Below are 15524 nucleotides of genomic sequence, written 5' to 3'. Positions count from 1 at the left end.
GCGAATAACTTCGACCATGTAGTCGTAGTGCTCCTCGTGGAGCCCGGGCCACACGCCCAGCCAGAACGAGCGGTTCATGACCGTGTCGGTGTTCGAGAGGTCGCCTACCACGCGGTGCGCGATGTGGCGGTAGGCGGGCTGGCGCAGCAGGTTGCCGGCGAAGAGCAGGCGGGTGCCAATCTTGTGGTCCTCCAGGTGCTGCACCAGGGCCTGGCGGCTGATGGGGCTGTCGTCGCGCAGCGTGAGCAGGAAGCCGAACCAGCTGGGCTCGGAATTGGGCGTCGCTTCGGGCAGGACGAAGTGCTCTTCAAACTGCTTCATTTTGCTGAGCAACAAGGCGTGGTTTTCGCGGCGGCGCTGCACAAAAAAGTCCGCTTTGGTGAGCTGGCTCAGGCCGATGGCCGCCTGCATGTCGGTCACCTTCAGGTTGAAGCCGATGTGCGAGTAGGTGTACTTGTGGTCGTAGCCGTGGGGCAGCTCGCCCAGCTGCTGGCAGAAGCGCTTGTTGCACGTGTTGTCCTTGCCCGGCTCGCAGTAGCAGTCGCGCCCCCAGTCGCGGAAGCTCTCGGCTATCTTTTTCAGCCGGATGTTGTTGATGAGCACGGCCCCGCCCTCGCCCATGGTGATGTGGTGGGCCGGGTAGAAGGAGAGCGTGGCCAGGTCGCCGAAGGTGCCCGTCTTCTGCCCGTTGTAGGTGGCCCCGAGCGAGTCACAGTCGTCCTCAATCACCCACAGGTTGTGCTTCTGGGCCACGCGCATCACCTCGGCCAGGTTAAACGGGTTGCCCAGGGTGTGGGCCATCATGATGGCCTTGGTCTTGGGCGTGACGGCCTGCTCGAGCAGCTCCGCCTTGATGTTGTAGCCGGGAATGTCGACGTCGACGAACACCGGCACGCAGCCGAACTGAATCAGCGGGTTGACGGTGGTCGGAAAGCCCGCCGCCACCGTGATGACCTCGTCGCCGGGCTTGAGGGCGCGCTCGCCCAGCTTGGGCGAGGTCAGGGTGTAGAAGGCCACCAGGTTGGCCGAAGAGCCCGAATTGACCACCAGCGCCGACTTGCACCCCATCCACTTGGCCAGCTTCTGCTCGAACTTGGGGCCGAAGCGGCCCGTCGTCAGCCAGCCGTCGAGCGTCGCGTCCACCCCGTAGAGCAGGTCCTCCGCGTCCAGCACCTTGCCCGTCACCGGGATGTAGTCCACCCCCGGCACGATGACCTTGGTCACGTTTGCATTGGCAACCTTCATCAGCGACTCGCGCAATCCATTCTCTTCAGTAATATTCTTAAACATGTGCTTGGGCAGTTAAATAATCGTTGAGACGAGGGTAGAAGAGTAAACTGTGGAAAGCACTCCCAAATACCTATGACTCAACTGAGGCAGCGTACTAATGATAGCCTGCCACCTTTTCAAATAATTAAACGGAGAAGAGATTAATGGAATCTACTCTTTTGATAAAACTGACTGCTGCAAGTACTCATTTATACCTTGCTGCAAATCCACAGAAGCTTTCCATTCAGGAATGTATTCAGCAAGTTTCTGAGTATCAATAGCCAGAAATCTCATGCTTTCATCCCGGGTACTTAAGGAACCCAAAGAAGTTTCGGCGTCCTTATTAAACGACGAAAAAATCCTTTTTACTAAATCCCGAATTTGTATGGCTTCCTCACTGGCTACGTTGTAGATACCAGGTAAGCAGTCAGATTGTATCACCAGCCTTACTAAAGCAGCTACGTCGAGACAATGCAGGTATTGCCGCACTTGGGTACCTGCGCTCAGTTGCATAGGCTGCTCATTTTTTAAAGACTCAACGATATAAGGTATTAATCGAGAGGAGTTTTCCCTGGCACCATAAATGGTAGGGAGAATAAAATGAAACACTTTAATTGTAGTTAATCCACTACTTAAAAACCTGGTCAGCAGCCTTTTCGATGAGCAATAATGATTTGGAATAGCTAATTCACTTAACGTCACTTCAGCTTCGGTAAAGTAATGATTGGCATCATTATTCCCGATTTCGAAATATGACCCGAAGCTTACCCATATACCGGAAAAACAGTGGTCGCTCAGGTAATTGATTATTTTGATTGGCAATAATGCGTTTACCTCGTATACTAGCGAAGTATCTGTTACTTTATTTGCCTGAACTCCTGTAGCAGCGCAATAAATTATGGCATCGCACAAAAGAAGCGTAGAAAAATCAACCACACTTTCAGGATAGGCGAAATAGGTGAACGTCGTATTCGCGTTATCCACGCCAGGCATTTTACCAAATAAGTGCAGATGATGCACATTATCTTCCAAAAGTGTGTCCACTAAGTAGGAAGCCAGCAACGAATTCGACCCTACTACCGCAACTTTCATAGTTTAGCGTAGTTTCGAATGGTACCAATTGTATAATCTGCAATATTTTCCCGCTTGGTAAAGAATTCCTTATACCAATTAATGGTTAAAGAAATAGCTTCAGCAGCTTTGTATTTCGGTAACCAGCCCAATAGATTGGTAGCCTTACTAATATCGAGTTTGAGTAAACCTGCTTCATGGGGCTGATTAGCTAGCTGCGGAGACTCATAACTACCGCTACCCCAAATATTAAGGGCTGTTTGTACCAAATCGCCCACGGTGCGGTTATCTTCGGCATAAGGGCCAAAGTTCCAAGCACCATCTTGTTCTGCGGGCGTAGCAGCCATCTTTGCGCCCAGTAGCAGGTAGCCACCAACAGGCTCTAACACGTGTTGCCACGGCCGCACGGCCTGGGGATTGCGAACGACTACTGCGCAGCCAGCATCCAATGCACGAACAATATCAGGGATAATTCGGTCCTTGGCCCAGTCGCCCCCTCCTATCACATTGCCAGCGCGGGCGCTGGCAATACTCTTCTGGTGCTGCTCAAATGCGGCGGGATTGAAAAAGGACTGCGTGTAAGAGCGAATAATGATTTCAGCACAAGCTTTACTGGCACTGTAAGGGTCATAGCCACCCAATCGGTCAGTTTCTCGGTAGGGAAATACCCATTCCTTATTCTCGTATACCTTATCGGTTGTAATTAATACTACAACACATGGCTTAGCAAGCTTGCGCACGGCATCCAACACATTGGCCGTACCGATAGCGTTAACTGTAAAGGTCTCAGCAGGGATTTCGTAAGAAAGACGAACTAGCGGCTGGGCCGCCAAGTGGAAAATAAAGTCGGGCTGAAAGGCCAGAACTTCCGCTTCCAGCTTAGCAGCATCACGCAAATCATGAATTACAGATTCACATAGCTTATCACCTTCAATCAAGTTATATAAGTCGTCGGAATGCTGGGGCGCAAGAGCATAACCTTTCACCTGAGCTCCCAATAAGTGCAGCCATTGCAATAGCCAAGCACCTTTGAAGCCTGTGTGTCCAGTCAAGAATACCTTTTTATTTTCGTAAACTGATTTCAGGTTCATACTACCATGTTTTCCATTTTGCAGTGTTAGCACGCCATTCCTTATCCAGTTCTATTTTATCGCGGAGGGTATCCATTGGTTTCCAAAAAGCGGAGTGCTTGTAGGCCCCCATCTGCCCATCAGTCGCAAGCTGTTCCATGGGCTCCCGCTCCCAGATAGTGGCATCATCTGCAATGTATTCAATCACCTCAGGCTCGCAGACGAAAAAGCCTCCATTAATCCATGCCCCGTCGCCTTTCGGCTTTTCGGTGAAAGAATTTACTGTTTCTTGATCAGTCATATTTATAGCGCCAAACCGGCCGCTCGGCTGTACAGCGGTAACCGTGCAAAGCTTACCCTGCTTTTTGTGAAAGGCCACAAGCGCCGTTACATCGACGTCTGAAACACCATCGCCATAGGTCAACAGGAAGGGTTCGTTGCCAAGATGCCGGGCTACTTTCTTAATCCGGCCACCGGTCATAGTTTCTAAACCAGTATCTACCAGCGTAATATTCCAAGGCTCAGCGTAGCTATCATGTACCTTCAAAGAATTCTCCTTGAGATTGATAGTTACGTCAGATTTATGAAGGAAATAATTAGCAAAGTACTCCTTGATAACGTAGCCTTTATAACCTAGGCAAATTACAAAATCATTAAACCCGTGCGAAGAATATATTTTCATGATGTGCCACAAAATTGGCATATCACCAATTTCCACCATTGGCTTAGGCTTGAGTACGGTTTCTTCGGATAAGCGGGTTCCTAAGCCTCCAGCTAGAATTACGACTTTCATTTCTCTACAATTCTTTGGTGGTTTTCCATTCCAGGCGCGGTCGTATCTGTCCAATCCAAGTACCGATATGCTCTTGCCGCATGGCACCGGTTTCATTCACTTCAAAGGAGATAACTTCCTCAGCCGACGTCATGTTATGAAAAGAGATATCATTAGCAATAAATGCACTAATCGTGTATTGCGTATCATTTAAGAAATATCGAGGAATAGTGCATTGAACCCGATATTGGCCCTTAGGCAATACCTTATCAAAATATGGGTCTGGTATCAGACTAACCGAAGTAGCATTAAATGAAGCCAGAATACACTCTCCATAGTTGTTGAGTAAGTGAATACTAGGCACTACTGTGGTACTGTCACTCACTACCTCATAATCAATCTGACAAACTATATCCTCGTCTAAGCCAAAGCTGTTGGAAGGACCGTTTTTACCCATTAGCGAAACCTTTTTGAATTTCAGGTTCGGATTAGTTAACGTGCACTTGATATCATCTTCCCAGACCTCACCATTCGACGTCCGGCCAATGGATATATACTGCTCAATTATGTTTTTGGTATCGCCGTGGTCCAGCACCGTTCCATGCTGCATCAATACACTAGTAGAGCATAAGGTTGAGACAGCCGCCATGTTATGGCTGACAAAAAGGATAGTTCGGCCATCGTTAGTACTAACGTCCTTCATCCGCCCCAGGCACTTCTTCTGAAACTCAGCGTCGCCTACGGCCAGCACTTCATCCACAATCAAAATTTCTGGCTCCAAAAAGGCTGATACAGCGAATGCCAGCCGCACGTACATACCCGATGAATATCGCTTAACAGGCGTATCGATGTAGCGCTCAACACCCGAAAAATCCACGATTTCGTCGAATTTGCGATTGATTTCGCTCTTCGACATGCCCAAAATTGCTCCGTTTAGGTAAATATTCTCACGTCCGGTTAGTTCAGGGTGAAAGCCAGTGCCTACTTCTAATAGGGAGGCAATGCGACCATTTACCTTGATGCGGCCCGTGGTGGGGGCCGTCACTTTAGAAAGGATTTTCAGCAGTGTGGATTTGCCAGCACCATTGCGACCGATAATGCCTAGCACTTCACCGGCTTTTACGTCGAAGTTGACATCTTTTAAGGCCCAGACATATTCGCTGTTGCCTTTGGTTGTACGGTCGTTGGCTTCGCCAATTTTTGCAAAGGGGTCTTCTTTGCCACGCATACGTGCCCACCAACGGTTCAGGTCGTGACTGAGAGTACCGGTACCGATTTCGCCTAATCGGTATTGTTTGCCAAGGTTTTCTACTCTTATCGCAATATTACTCATATATAAATGAATTCTATTCTGGCAAAAGCCTTACACCGTGTCGGTAAAGCTTTTCTCAACTTTATTGAAAATAATGGTTCCGGCAAGTAGAATTACAACTGTAAAAAGGGCACTATAGCCCAAATACACCCAGTTGAAAGAGCCGGAGCCAAGGAAAGCATACCGGAAAGTTTCCACGATGGAACTCATTGGATTGGCCAGAACAAGCCACCTATATTCCTCTGGAATGCTGGAAAGCGGATAGATGACGGGCGTGGCGTACATCAGCAGTTGCACACCAAAAGTAAGTAGCATCGACAGGTCGCGGTACTTGGTGGTAAGCGAGCTGAATATCATGCCCAACCCCAAAGACATCAGGCCCATCATCGCTAACAACACAGGGGTCAGTACAATCAGCCAGTTGGGGTTAATAGTGCTATCGCCGCGCAATATGTAATAGAGCCAGACACCCAGAAATAGCCCAAATTGGATAAGAAACCGAACTATATTAGCCAGAACGATGGATACAGGCATGGTAAGTCGGGGAAAATAGACCTTACCGAAAATGGCGGCATTTGTCACAAAAACCGTGGAAATAGCCGTCAGAGTTTGGGAGAAGTAATTCCATACTGTAACTCCGGCGAGGTAAAACACGATTTGTGGGAGTCCGTCGGTCGAAAGCTTAGCTACTTGGCCGAAGATGATGATGAACGTGAGTGTGGTGAGCAGTGGCTGAATAAAAAACCAGATGGGGCCTAGTACAGTCTGCTTATAGGTGGAAATAAAGTCGCGCCGCACAAACATCATCACTAGGTCGCGGTAGCGCCACACGTCGCCGAGGCGTAAGTCGAGAAGGTTGGTGCGCGGCTCGATAACTTCCGTCCACTCATTGTTATTCGAGGGGGAAACAACTATCGGCTTAGGTTGTCTTAAAACTTCTATGTGTTGCACAATATGTTGAATAACAGTATTATATAAGGGTTGCCCTGTGTAGCAATGTTCACCACACAACCTAACTAACGATTAATCGAAGATTGTGCTTTTAGATGAAGAGCAATAGCAAAGATAGCGTACAATCCGCCATTTGACGGGCTACCAATCGGCTCTGACTTCATTTCAAGCCGCTAGTCCAGTTCGATTAAGCCACTTCAAAGGCACCGCTATAGACTTCTGCAATGCCTTCTTCGAGTCCGATGGTAGCCTTCCAGCCATAGCTGGCCAACTTACTCACGTCCATAAGTTTGCGTGGAGTACCATCGGGATAGTCAGTGTTAAAGCGGATGCTGCCTTCGTGACCTACAATGCGCTGCACAAGCTCAGCCAGTTCCCGAATGCTGAGGTCTTCGCCCGTGCCCACGTTCACTAGGCCTGGCTCGTTGTAATTCTCAAGCAGCCAGTAGCAAGCATCGGCTAAGTCGTCGACATGCAGAAATTCGCGGCGTGGCGTGCCGGTACCCCATACTTCTACTTCGGGGGTGCCAGCCAGCTTAGCTTCGTGGAACTTCCGGATGAGAGCAGGCAGCACGTGCGAGTTCTTGAGGTCGTAGTTATCGTGCGGCCCGTAGAGGTTGGTGGGCATGGCCGAGATGTAGTTGCAGCCGTACTGGCTCCGGTAGGCATCGCAGAGCTTGATACCGGCAATCTTGGCAATGGCATAGGGCTCGTTGGTGCTTTCCAGCTCTCCGGTGAGCAAGGAGGTTTCTTGCAACGGTTGTGGCGCCATTTTGGGATAAATGCACGAGGAACCCAGAAACAAAAGCTTCTTCACATCATTCAGGTAAGAATGGTGCACGATGTTGTTCTGAATCATGAGGTTATCGTAGAGAAACTCTCCCCGATAAACGTTATTGGCATTGATGCCACCTACTTTGGCGGCAGCGAGTACCACATAGTCGGGCTTTTCCTGAACGAAAAAATTAGCTACGGCCTGTTGGTTGCGCAAGTCGAGTTCGCTGGATATCCGGGTTATGAAATTGGTAAAGCCCGCCTTCTGCATGCGACGCATCATGGCCGAGCCCACCATTCCACGGTGTCCGGCAATATAGATTTTAGCGTTTTTTTCCATAGTAACGCGAGGATTCGCTGGTAGTCAAATGAATTATAAAATGATAGGTTTCAGCGGCAGCTAAGCATTTGTCAGACTGTGGACTGTTTTGCGTAGTCAAGAGCGTTGTTGACTACGCAGGTCCCTGGCCCTACAGGCAGAGCACGCCATTTGGCCGGTCATATGGCCCCTAGACTTTCCACCAATCTAGATTAGGTTTGGCATAGAGACTGGCTGCTGCAGTAGCTGGCCGTAGCGCATCGACCACGCCAGCTGGCACCAGCTTTTTCAGTACCGGGTTAATGCTGGTACCAAGTATCATGCGGCGGGTCCGGGGGCTGTAACTCAGCAGGCCAAGCAGCTTGGAGAAGGCAATGGGACGTGCCAACGACATGTCCCGCTTGCCCGTCCAGTTTATTTCCCAGTACGTGTACAGGTTGCGGCGCTCTTCGTCAGTGAGGCGGAACTTCTGGCCGTAGCGGGGCTCCTGCTCGCAGAGCTCTACCATCTTCACGAGGTTGGGAAACCACTTGTCGCTGGTAGCAGTCCGCTGGTCTGGGTGCAGCTGGTACACGGCCAGCATGTCGGGGATGTAATGCCCGGGGGCCAGGTGGGCCACACGGTACCACTGGTCGATGTCGGCGCACATGTCTACCTCGCGCCGCATGCCTCCCGTTTCCTCAAAGTAACGGAGCTTGACGAACGTGGCGTGCTGGGGCGGAATGCTTTGAAACAGAATACTGCGCGGGGTGATTTCACCCCGCGGGCTGCTGCTACTCATCACATTGCCGGACAAGTCGATGGCGTATTCACCACCGGAGATAAAGCTAGCGTTGGGATACTCCTGAAATGCCGCTGCCATGGCCCGAAAAGCTCCGGGCAGGTAGTAGTCGTCGGAGCTCTGAATGGCTAGAATTTCGCCAGTTGCCCGCGCTACTCCTTTGGTCACAGCATCCACAAATCCTTTGTCTCGGGCAGACCACCAGATAAGCCGGTCGTTGTACTTTTTAAGTACTTCAACAGTTTCATCAGTCGAACCTCCATCGGACACAATGATTTCTATGGTACCGGGGTAGTCCTGTTTGAGAATGCTGAGCAGCGTCCGGTCGATAAAGCGGCCTTGGTTCCAAGACGGAATGACAACAGAGACAGAAGGGAATTCCTGCATGGGTATAGCCACCTTACTTGGTAAGAGTCGCGATGTCAGCAAGCCAGAGGTCCAGGAGCTCTATTTCCTGCGCCGATACAATGTCCTCTTTGGCCAATTCAGCATAAGCCAGGCGCAAGTTCTCGCTCACCGTATTGGAAGGGCTGATGGCCCGGGAAACTGCTGCGATAACCCGGTTGGGGTGCAGGTAGCAGGGAATTTCCGATTCGAAATCCTTAACGTAGTCGTGCGGGTTGCGCACTTGAATTACCGTGGCTTCGGTGAAGCCCAAACGGTAGCCGTGAGCCCACATAATGGGCTGGGCAACGAGCCCGCGCAGGATGTCGGTGAAGCGGAACGTAACGTAAGCCGGCAGGTAAAGCAGCGGAAAAAGTTCGCGTCGCACGGCAGTATTCTGCGAGTTGAAGGGACACAAGGTGCCTTCGGCTAATACGATAGGACTGCGCTTATCGAAGAAAATCTCAGTGTTGTCGACTAAACGGTAGATAGCGTCTACATCGGGGTCGCTATCGGCCAGGCCCTGCCAGATTCCAATCTTAGCCATTTCCTGGGTTAAGTCTTCCTCTTTGAGATTGTGCTCAGTGTTGAGGATGAGGTCGAGGGGATAGCCGCGGGGCCAGATGTGGTGGCTGGTAAAGTTCTTATAGATATTTACGAAGCCTTTGTTTGCCGGCGAGGTGGTAAACACCCCTTCCGTTTCGGGGAACGACCAGCCGTCGTAGGGGATATTGTCATCGTCGGTATCAACGATTACCTCAGCACCACCGCGAATAGCGTGTAGATAGCCCACCATTTTGCGCCCGTAGTGGTTGAAAGGAAGCTTTTCGCTCATCCGGAAGCCGGCGGCCTCTTGGTCAGCTACCGAGAGGTAGGTTACGTTTTCTTCGCTCCAGTCAGTAGGTGATTTTTTATCACCGGCAACGACTAGTTGATAATCAGATAAATTTGCAAATTTTTTAACTGCCTCCGTAGGTGCAAAAATGGAGGTAATGACAATACTGGACTGAGGCATAAAAGAAACGTTGGTGAATGCAGCATAAAGGCAAAGCTGAAAGCTAGCCCAAAGTTTAGCGCCGCAAAGGTAGCCTTTTTAAGCCTATGATTGTTTCCTCAACTACTCATTGCCTCTCAGACACCCCTAACGCAGCTGTTAGCTTACTTGGCAGCGCCGAGTAAGTCATAAAATTTCTCCTCCAAATCGGGGTCTACAAAATGCTGGCTCACCAAGGGAATCAGGGTGTCTGGCAAATTAGCATTGCTTGATAGGCAGATGAATCGGATACCGGCCTGCGTAACGAATTGGTACTGTAAGCTGTCAGTAAAAGTCTGAGGTTGGGGCTTCAGGCACAGGTACCGGTAGAAGCTGGAGGTATGCAGCCGCTGGCGCGACTGCGCCGAGTCGCGTGCATAGCGTGTGTCAGTGGTGAGGTGGTCTAGGCATGCCGGACAAAAGAGAGACGTATATTTCTTCTGTTATGACAGCCAAAAAGAGCGGGTCGTCGCCCGACCAACGACGAAAATACGACGAGACGTTTAAGGCCGAGGACCTGCGCTTGGCTTCGGAAAGCCGGAGCACGCAAGCCGCGGCCCGGCAGTTGGGTCGTACCCGGTAGCGCATCAGCCCCAAGTTGCTCTACCGGTGGCAGCAGGCCCAACTCGTGGCCGAAGTGGGCAGCGTGGAAGTGGCCCGCGACCCGGAAGTGCACGCCCTGCGCGCCGCGAATAAGGGGCTGGCGTAGGAGCTCGACATTTTAAAAAAAGCCTTGGCCAGTTGCCTGCTTTAAGCGCAGGCTTGCCCAGCCGACCCCGTGAGCATCTACCGCTACATCGTCCAGTGCCAGGCCCACGTGCACGTGCGCCGGCTCTGCCAGGTCCTGCAAGTCGCGCCCAGCGCGTACTACGCCTGGCGCCGGCAGCAAGGTCATCTGGCTCCTGAACTGGCCTGGCAGGTAGCCGTGCGGCAGGCATTTGCGCGCCACAGCCAGCGCTACGGCACGCGCCGGCTGCGGGCCGAAGTGCAGGCCCAGGGCCACGCTGTGGGCCGTTGGCGCATCCGCCGCGTGCTCAAAGCCCACGGCCTGCGGGCCCAGCAGCCGCGCTCGTTTGTGCCGCGCACCACCGACTCGGACTCGGCCGTGCGGGCCGCGCCCAACCGCTTGCTGGGTCAGCCGGCCCCCACCGCCCCGAACCGGGTGTGGGTCGGCGACATTACCTACCTGCCGCGCCAGGGCGGGGGCTGGCTGTATTTGGCCGTGTGGCTCGACCGCTGCTCGCGCAAAATCGTGGGCTGGGAACTGCGCGACACGATGCCCGAAGACCTGGTCAGCGAGGCCTTGCGCCGCGCATTGGTCGTGCGCCAGCCCCGGGCGGGGCTCGTCGTGCATTCCGACCAGGGCAGCCAGTACACGGCCACCCGATTCAAAGCCTTGGTCGCCAAACACGGCGCGCAGCAAAGCATGAGCCGGCGCGGCAACTGCTACGACAACGCCCACGCCGAGTCCTTTTGGAGCCGCTTCAAGGCCGAATCACTCGCCGGCGGTAGCTTCCCGGGATTAGCCGAAGCCAAGCTCGAAATCAGCCACCACATCGCCTAATACAACTCCGAACGCCGCCATTCCCCGCTCGGCTACCACTCGCCTAACCACTTCGAAACCCAACTCCAAACCAAGTCCCAATTTTGTCCGGCTTAGCTAGACCATCTCACAAACAGGCTTTTGAAGGCAATGGGAAAGTGCAATTCTTCTCTTTTGTTTCTGGTTTCTGTCCCTTACCATAACATCCGTTATACTCCCGACCTCGGAATCGCACCGCTGTTGGCCCCGCTGCGCGGCGCCTAACCGGGGTGGTGCTTTTCCGGTCAGGGGCCTTATTTCACGTGCCGCAAAACCGGCTCTTTTAAGAGGTTCTTCTTCCAAAAAGGCGAGTTTACGTGTCAAGCCTCGCGGCGGCATTTGGTCAGGAAGGTTAACGCGCTTACGCTTCCCGGAATAAGAGCAACTTTTGTGCCTCCCATCCGCCGCCCCCGTATGGCCTTTTCCCGGTTTGCCTGTATGAAAACCTTTACGTTCAGCACCCTGCCTCCGCTGCAGGATTTTCAATTTTTAACGGATTCTTCCGGCTACGTCTTAACCCAAACGGGGCAACTCTATCGCTTTGCCGGCCAGCGCACGACGTTGGTCGAAACCCCAAGGCAGTTTCCCATTTCGCATTTCTATTTTCGGGACCAAACCCACGGGGCCTTGGTGGGGACGGCGCAAGCACCGGAGGCCCCCGTACAAAAAGGAGGGGGTGCCGCAGCAGCCCTTCCCCTGCTCCTGCTCCTCTGGGTGGCGTGGCAGGGCCGTCGAAAGGCCGCGGCCGGCCCCCTGGCTGCCGCCTGGGGCCTGCTGCTGGTAACCAGCGCCTTGCTATTCTCGTGCAGCTCCGCGTGGCAGCAATACCGCACGCCCGACCCCACCTCGCCCCATGCGACGGTGCTGACGCACACGCCGCTGGCCCCCTTGTCTTTTCATCGCTACTTCGCCAACAAGGGCCAACAGGCCTTCGTGGCGCTCACGCAGAACCAGGGCAGTAGCTGGGAAACGCACGTGATGCCGACCAATTTCTACCCCTCGGCCCTCGCCGCCGTCGGACGCAATTTTGTGGTGGGCACGTACGCCCGCCAAGAGGCCGGCCCCGTTCCCTTGCACGGCGATGGCGACCTCTGGATTTACGGCACCGAGGCGACGCGCACGCCCCGGTTGGCCGCGAATTCCAACCTGCATCCTTACGGCATTCGCCTCAGCCGGGGCGTGACCGGCTTGCTGGTTTCCGCCCAGGACTCGGCCCTTTACGTCTTCGGCAGCGACCGCATGCCCACCCTGCCGAGTTCGGTGATGAGTGCCACGGCGGGCAACATCTTCGTGTTGCCGAGTAGCTTGCAGGCGCCCACCAAGTTGGTCGACACCCCCGACACGGTCGATGTGCAGTCGCTCTCGCCAGCGCAAACGGGCGAGTTGTGGGTCACGATGGCCGGCCGTAAACCGCACCTCAGCCGTGGAACCCTGGGGTACGTGGCGTTGCCGGCCAAACGGCTGCTGCGCTTTGCGGCCGGGCAGTGGCGGCCCGTCACCGTTCCGCCCTTTACCAGTTTTGAACAAGTGGCCTTTGTGCCGGGCACCCCGACCGGGTACCTCTTGGCCGAAACCGGGGCGATCCTGGAAACCCGCACCAATGGCGAGACGTGGCACCCCCTCGCGAGTCGGGCGGTTCGTCGGTTGCACCCCTGGCAGCACGCCATTACGTGGCTGCAAGGAGAAAACCAGTTGGTGCTCCACCGAACGCCCGGGCGCGAGTAAGCGGGACCGAAAAACGGCATCGTCCGGCCGCACGGTAGGACGCACCGCGAACGGTTGCCGGCTGCCACGCAAGGCGCCAGGTGGCGACGCCCGCTCGTCTTACCCGTTCTTCGTTACGGTTAGCCACTTTTTTAACTCGGGGGGCTTTTTGACACCTGCCCGCTCTTCTCTTCGCCATGACCCCTTTTGTTTCCCGCCTGCTGAGCCTTGTATTTAGCGGCATGACCGTGTGCGCACGTGCCCAACCGGCCCCACTGGCACCGGCTTCCCCGTCCACCGCCGGGGCCGCAACCGCCCCGGCAGTAGCGACCTTGACTCCCCGACAAGTGGACCACTTGGCCGCGCTGGGCCAGGTGTGGGGCTTCCTCAAGTACTTTCACCCCGCCGTGGCCGCCGGCCAGCGCGACTGGGACGCCGAATTCCTGCGCCAGGTGCCCGCCGTGCTGGCCTGCCGCTCCGTCGCCGCGCGCAGCCGCCTGCTCAGCGCCTGGGTGACCGGCCTCGGGCCCGTGCCGGCGTGCCCCGCCTGCGCGGCGCCGCCGACGAAACCGGTGCGCCTGGCCCCCGACCTGCGCTGGGCCCACGACGCGAAGCGCTTCGGTGCCGCCCTCCGCGAGCAGTTGGCCTTCGTCGCCGCCAACCGCTACCAGGGCCCCCCCTATTACGTGACCCAGGTGGGGGCCACCACGTTGTTTCCGCACGAGGAGGCCTACGCCGCCTCGCCCCTGCCGCCCCCGGGCCTCCGCCTGCTGGGGCTGTGCCGCTACTGGAACATGCTGCAGTACTACTACCCCTACCCCTACGCCCTGGAAGGGGAATGGGCGCGGGTGCTGCCGGAGCTACTGCCCCGCTTCGCGGCGGCGGCCACCCCGCTCGCGTACCGGCACGCCGCCCTGGCCTTGTTTGCCCGGGTGCACGACGGCCACGCCCGCTTCTACCCCCCCGACGCGCTGCTGGAAGCGGAACGCGGCGCCTACCAGGTGGCCGCCGAGGTGCAGTTCCTCGAAGACCACGCCGTGGTCGTGCGCGTGCGCCGCGACGGGCTCGTGCCCCCGTGCCCGCTCGAGCCCGGCGACGTCCTGACACACCTGGCGGGCACGGCGGTGACCGACCTGGTGAAGCAGCGCCTGCCCGAGACGGGGGCGTCCAACCGGGCGGCCCAGCTCAACACCATCGCCCTGAACCTGCTGTATTGCGCGACGCCACAGGTAGACGTCCAGGTGGTGCGGGCGGGCCGGTCCTTGCACGTGGTGTCGCCCGCGGCACCGGTTGGCTCGGTTCCGCCCGTTCAGCCAGCGGTAGCGGACAGCATGTACCGGTTCCTTACGCCTGAAATAGGCTACATCGACATGGCCCGCATCCAGGGCGCCAAGGTGGCCACCCTCATGCGCGCCTTTGCCCACACCAAGGGCATCGTGGTGGACCAGCGCAACTACCCCGGTGAATTTGTGGCCACCTACCTGCCGGGCTTTTTGCTCGCGCAGCCGGTTGCCTACGCCAAGTTCACGCAACGCGACCCGACTTATCCCGGGCGCTTCCTGTGGTACCCGGCCGACACACTGAAGCCCGTCGGCGCCACACCGTACACGGGCCGCGTCGTGGTGCTGGTCAACGAAAAAAGCCGGAGCCAGGCCGAGTTTACGGCGATGGCTTTCCAGGCCACCCCCCACGGCACCCTGCTGGGCAGCCAAACGGCGGGCGCCGACGGCAACACCACGCCCATCACGCTGCCCGGCGGCTTGAAAACCCTGATGACTGGCATTGGCGCCTATTATCCGGACGGCCGCGAAACCCAACGGGTCGGCCTGCGGATTGATGTGCCCGTGCGCCCGACCATAGCGGGGCTGCGGGAGGGGCGCGACGAGCTACGGGACCGGGCCGTCGAACTCATCATCCGGGCACCGGCCAGGACAAAGTAGCCGACGCACTGCTTACGGCGCAGCAGCCCCGGTTTACCTCTTGTAAACGACCGTTCGCAGGACGTAAAGTCGCGCTTATAGGCTGCCCCCTGCCTTGAATCTGCGCCTGACCACAGGTAGGCGCTGCCAGGCCCCCAATCACGACCCTTCGAGCGAAATGAGGAGTTTACGAAACTCATCGCCTCGGGACATTTCGTAAACGACGAATCGTAGACAAGTTTCTTAAACTCACCTGGAACTGCAAAGGTCACTTTGCCGCTAGCTGCAGGCCTGCGCGTGAGGTTCACTGAAAGGAGCGTTTCTAGTTCACGTAAGAGCGGCTCTGGCCCTGCTCGGATGCGACCTAAACTTACGCGCTCAGTGTCCCGGCGGGTCAGAAAACGCGCCTAATCTGTGGGCCGCAGGTGGAGGTGGTCCAGCAAGCAAAGGACTCGGTGCAGGGGGAGGCTTCGGAAAGAATTCGAGGACGGTGACCGTCCCACGGGGACCCCGCCTGTGGCTAGCGTATGGTTGGCGCGGGGCCGGCGGGAGCGGAACGCCTGCGAGGGACCACAACAGAGAC

13 protein-coding genes are annotated in these 15524 nt (G+C 55.5%); 4 read left to right on the top strand and 9 right to left on the bottom strand.

Going from position 1 to position 15524, the window contains the following annotated elements:
- The 9 genes from rfbH to BMZ66_RS16525 form a co-directional block, all read right to left on the bottom strand.
- A partial coding sequence (gene rfbH / locus BMZ66_RS16565; protein WP_092676094.1) for a lipopolysaccharide biosynthesis protein RfbH occupies positions 1-1290 on the bottom strand: 1290 nt, incomplete at its 3' end.
- 150 nt (positions 1291-1440) lie between these two features.
- A complete protein-coding gene (locus BMZ66_RS16560; RefSeq protein ID WP_092676091.1) occupies positions 1441-2361 on the bottom strand; it encodes an NAD-dependent epimerase/dehydratase family protein in 921 nt (306 codons plus the stop codon).
- Positions 2358-3431 (bottom strand): CDP-glucose 4,6-dehydratase, encoded by a 1074-nt coding sequence (rfbG, locus tag BMZ66_RS16555; RefSeq protein WP_092676088.1) that lies wholly within the window; start codon positions 3429-3431, stop codon positions 2358-2360. The genes BMZ66_RS16560 and rfbG overlap by 4 nt, the downstream gene beginning before the upstream one ends.
- A 1-nt stretch (position 3432) precedes the next feature.
- On the bottom strand, positions 3433-4203 hold the full coding sequence (gene rfbF / locus BMZ66_RS16550; RefSeq protein ID WP_092676085.1) for a glucose-1-phosphate cytidylyltransferase: 771 nt from the start codon (positions 4201-4203) through the stop codon (positions 3433-3435).
- Positions 4204-4207: 4 nt separating this feature from the next.
- Entirely contained in the window at positions 4208-5515 is a 1308-nt protein-coding gene (locus BMZ66_RS16545) for an ABC transporter ATP-binding protein (RefSeq protein ID WP_092676081.1), read from the bottom strand.
- 30 nt (positions 5516-5545) lie between these two features.
- Positions 5546-6445 (bottom strand): ABC transporter permease, encoded by a 900-nt coding sequence (locus tag BMZ66_RS16540; RefSeq protein ID WP_234795129.1) that lies wholly within the window; start codon positions 6443-6445, stop codon positions 5546-5548.
- 187 nt (positions 6446-6632) lie between these two features.
- Entirely contained in the window at positions 6633-7559 is a 927-nt protein-coding gene (locus tag BMZ66_RS16535; protein WP_092676078.1) for a GDP-L-fucose synthase family protein, read from the bottom strand.
- 169 nt (positions 7560-7728) lie between these two features.
- Complete coding sequence (locus BMZ66_RS16530) at positions 7729-8706, bottom strand: glycosyltransferase family 2 protein (RefSeq protein WP_092676075.1); 978 nt, start codon at positions 8704-8706, stop codon at positions 7729-7731.
- A gap of 13 nt (positions 8707-8719) precedes the next feature.
- Positions 8720-9718, bottom strand: a complete 999-nt coding sequence (locus BMZ66_RS16525) for an STELLO glycosyltransferase family protein (RefSeq protein ID WP_092676072.1) — start codon at positions 9716-9718, stop codon at positions 8720-8722.
- Positions 9719-10181: 463 nt separating this feature from the next.
- Here BMZ66_RS16525 and BMZ66_RS25585 point away from each other — a divergent pair, with 463 nt between their 5' ends.
- The 4 genes from BMZ66_RS25585 to BMZ66_RS16510 all read left to right on the top strand — a co-directional run bounded on the left by BMZ66_RS25585 (position 10182) and on the right by BMZ66_RS16510 (position 14962).
- Entirely contained in the window at positions 10182-10319 is a 138-nt protein-coding gene (locus tag BMZ66_RS25585) for a hypothetical protein (protein ID WP_177204766.1), read from the top strand.
- Between the two features lie 195 nt (positions 10320-10514).
- Positions 10515-11300 (top strand): IS3 family transposase, encoded by a 786-nt coding sequence (locus BMZ66_RS16520; RefSeq protein WP_092676069.1) that lies wholly within the window; start codon positions 10515-10517, stop codon positions 11298-11300.
- A 456-nt stretch (positions 11301-11756) separates the two neighbouring features.
- On the top strand, positions 11757-13043 hold the full coding sequence (locus tag BMZ66_RS16515) for a hypothetical protein (RefSeq protein ID WP_092676066.1): 1287 nt from the start codon (positions 11757-11759) through the stop codon (positions 13041-13043).
- Between the two features lie 176 nt (positions 13044-13219).
- Positions 13220-14962 carry a S41 family peptidase gene (locus tag BMZ66_RS16510; protein ID WP_092676065.1) on the top strand — a complete coding sequence of 581 codons (1743 nt, stop codon included), beginning with the start codon at positions 13220-13222 and terminating at the stop codon, positions 14960-14962.
- Positions 14963-15524: the final 562 nt, after the last annotated feature.

The sequence above is a fragment of the Hymenobacter arizonensis genome (assembly GCF_900115775.1).
Classification (GTDB): Bacteria; Bacteroidota; Bacteroidia; order Cytophagales; family Hymenobacteraceae; genus Hymenobacter; species Hymenobacter arizonensis.
Note: the sequence above shows the minus strand (reverse complement) of the source record. Positions and strands in the feature narration are given on the sequence as shown.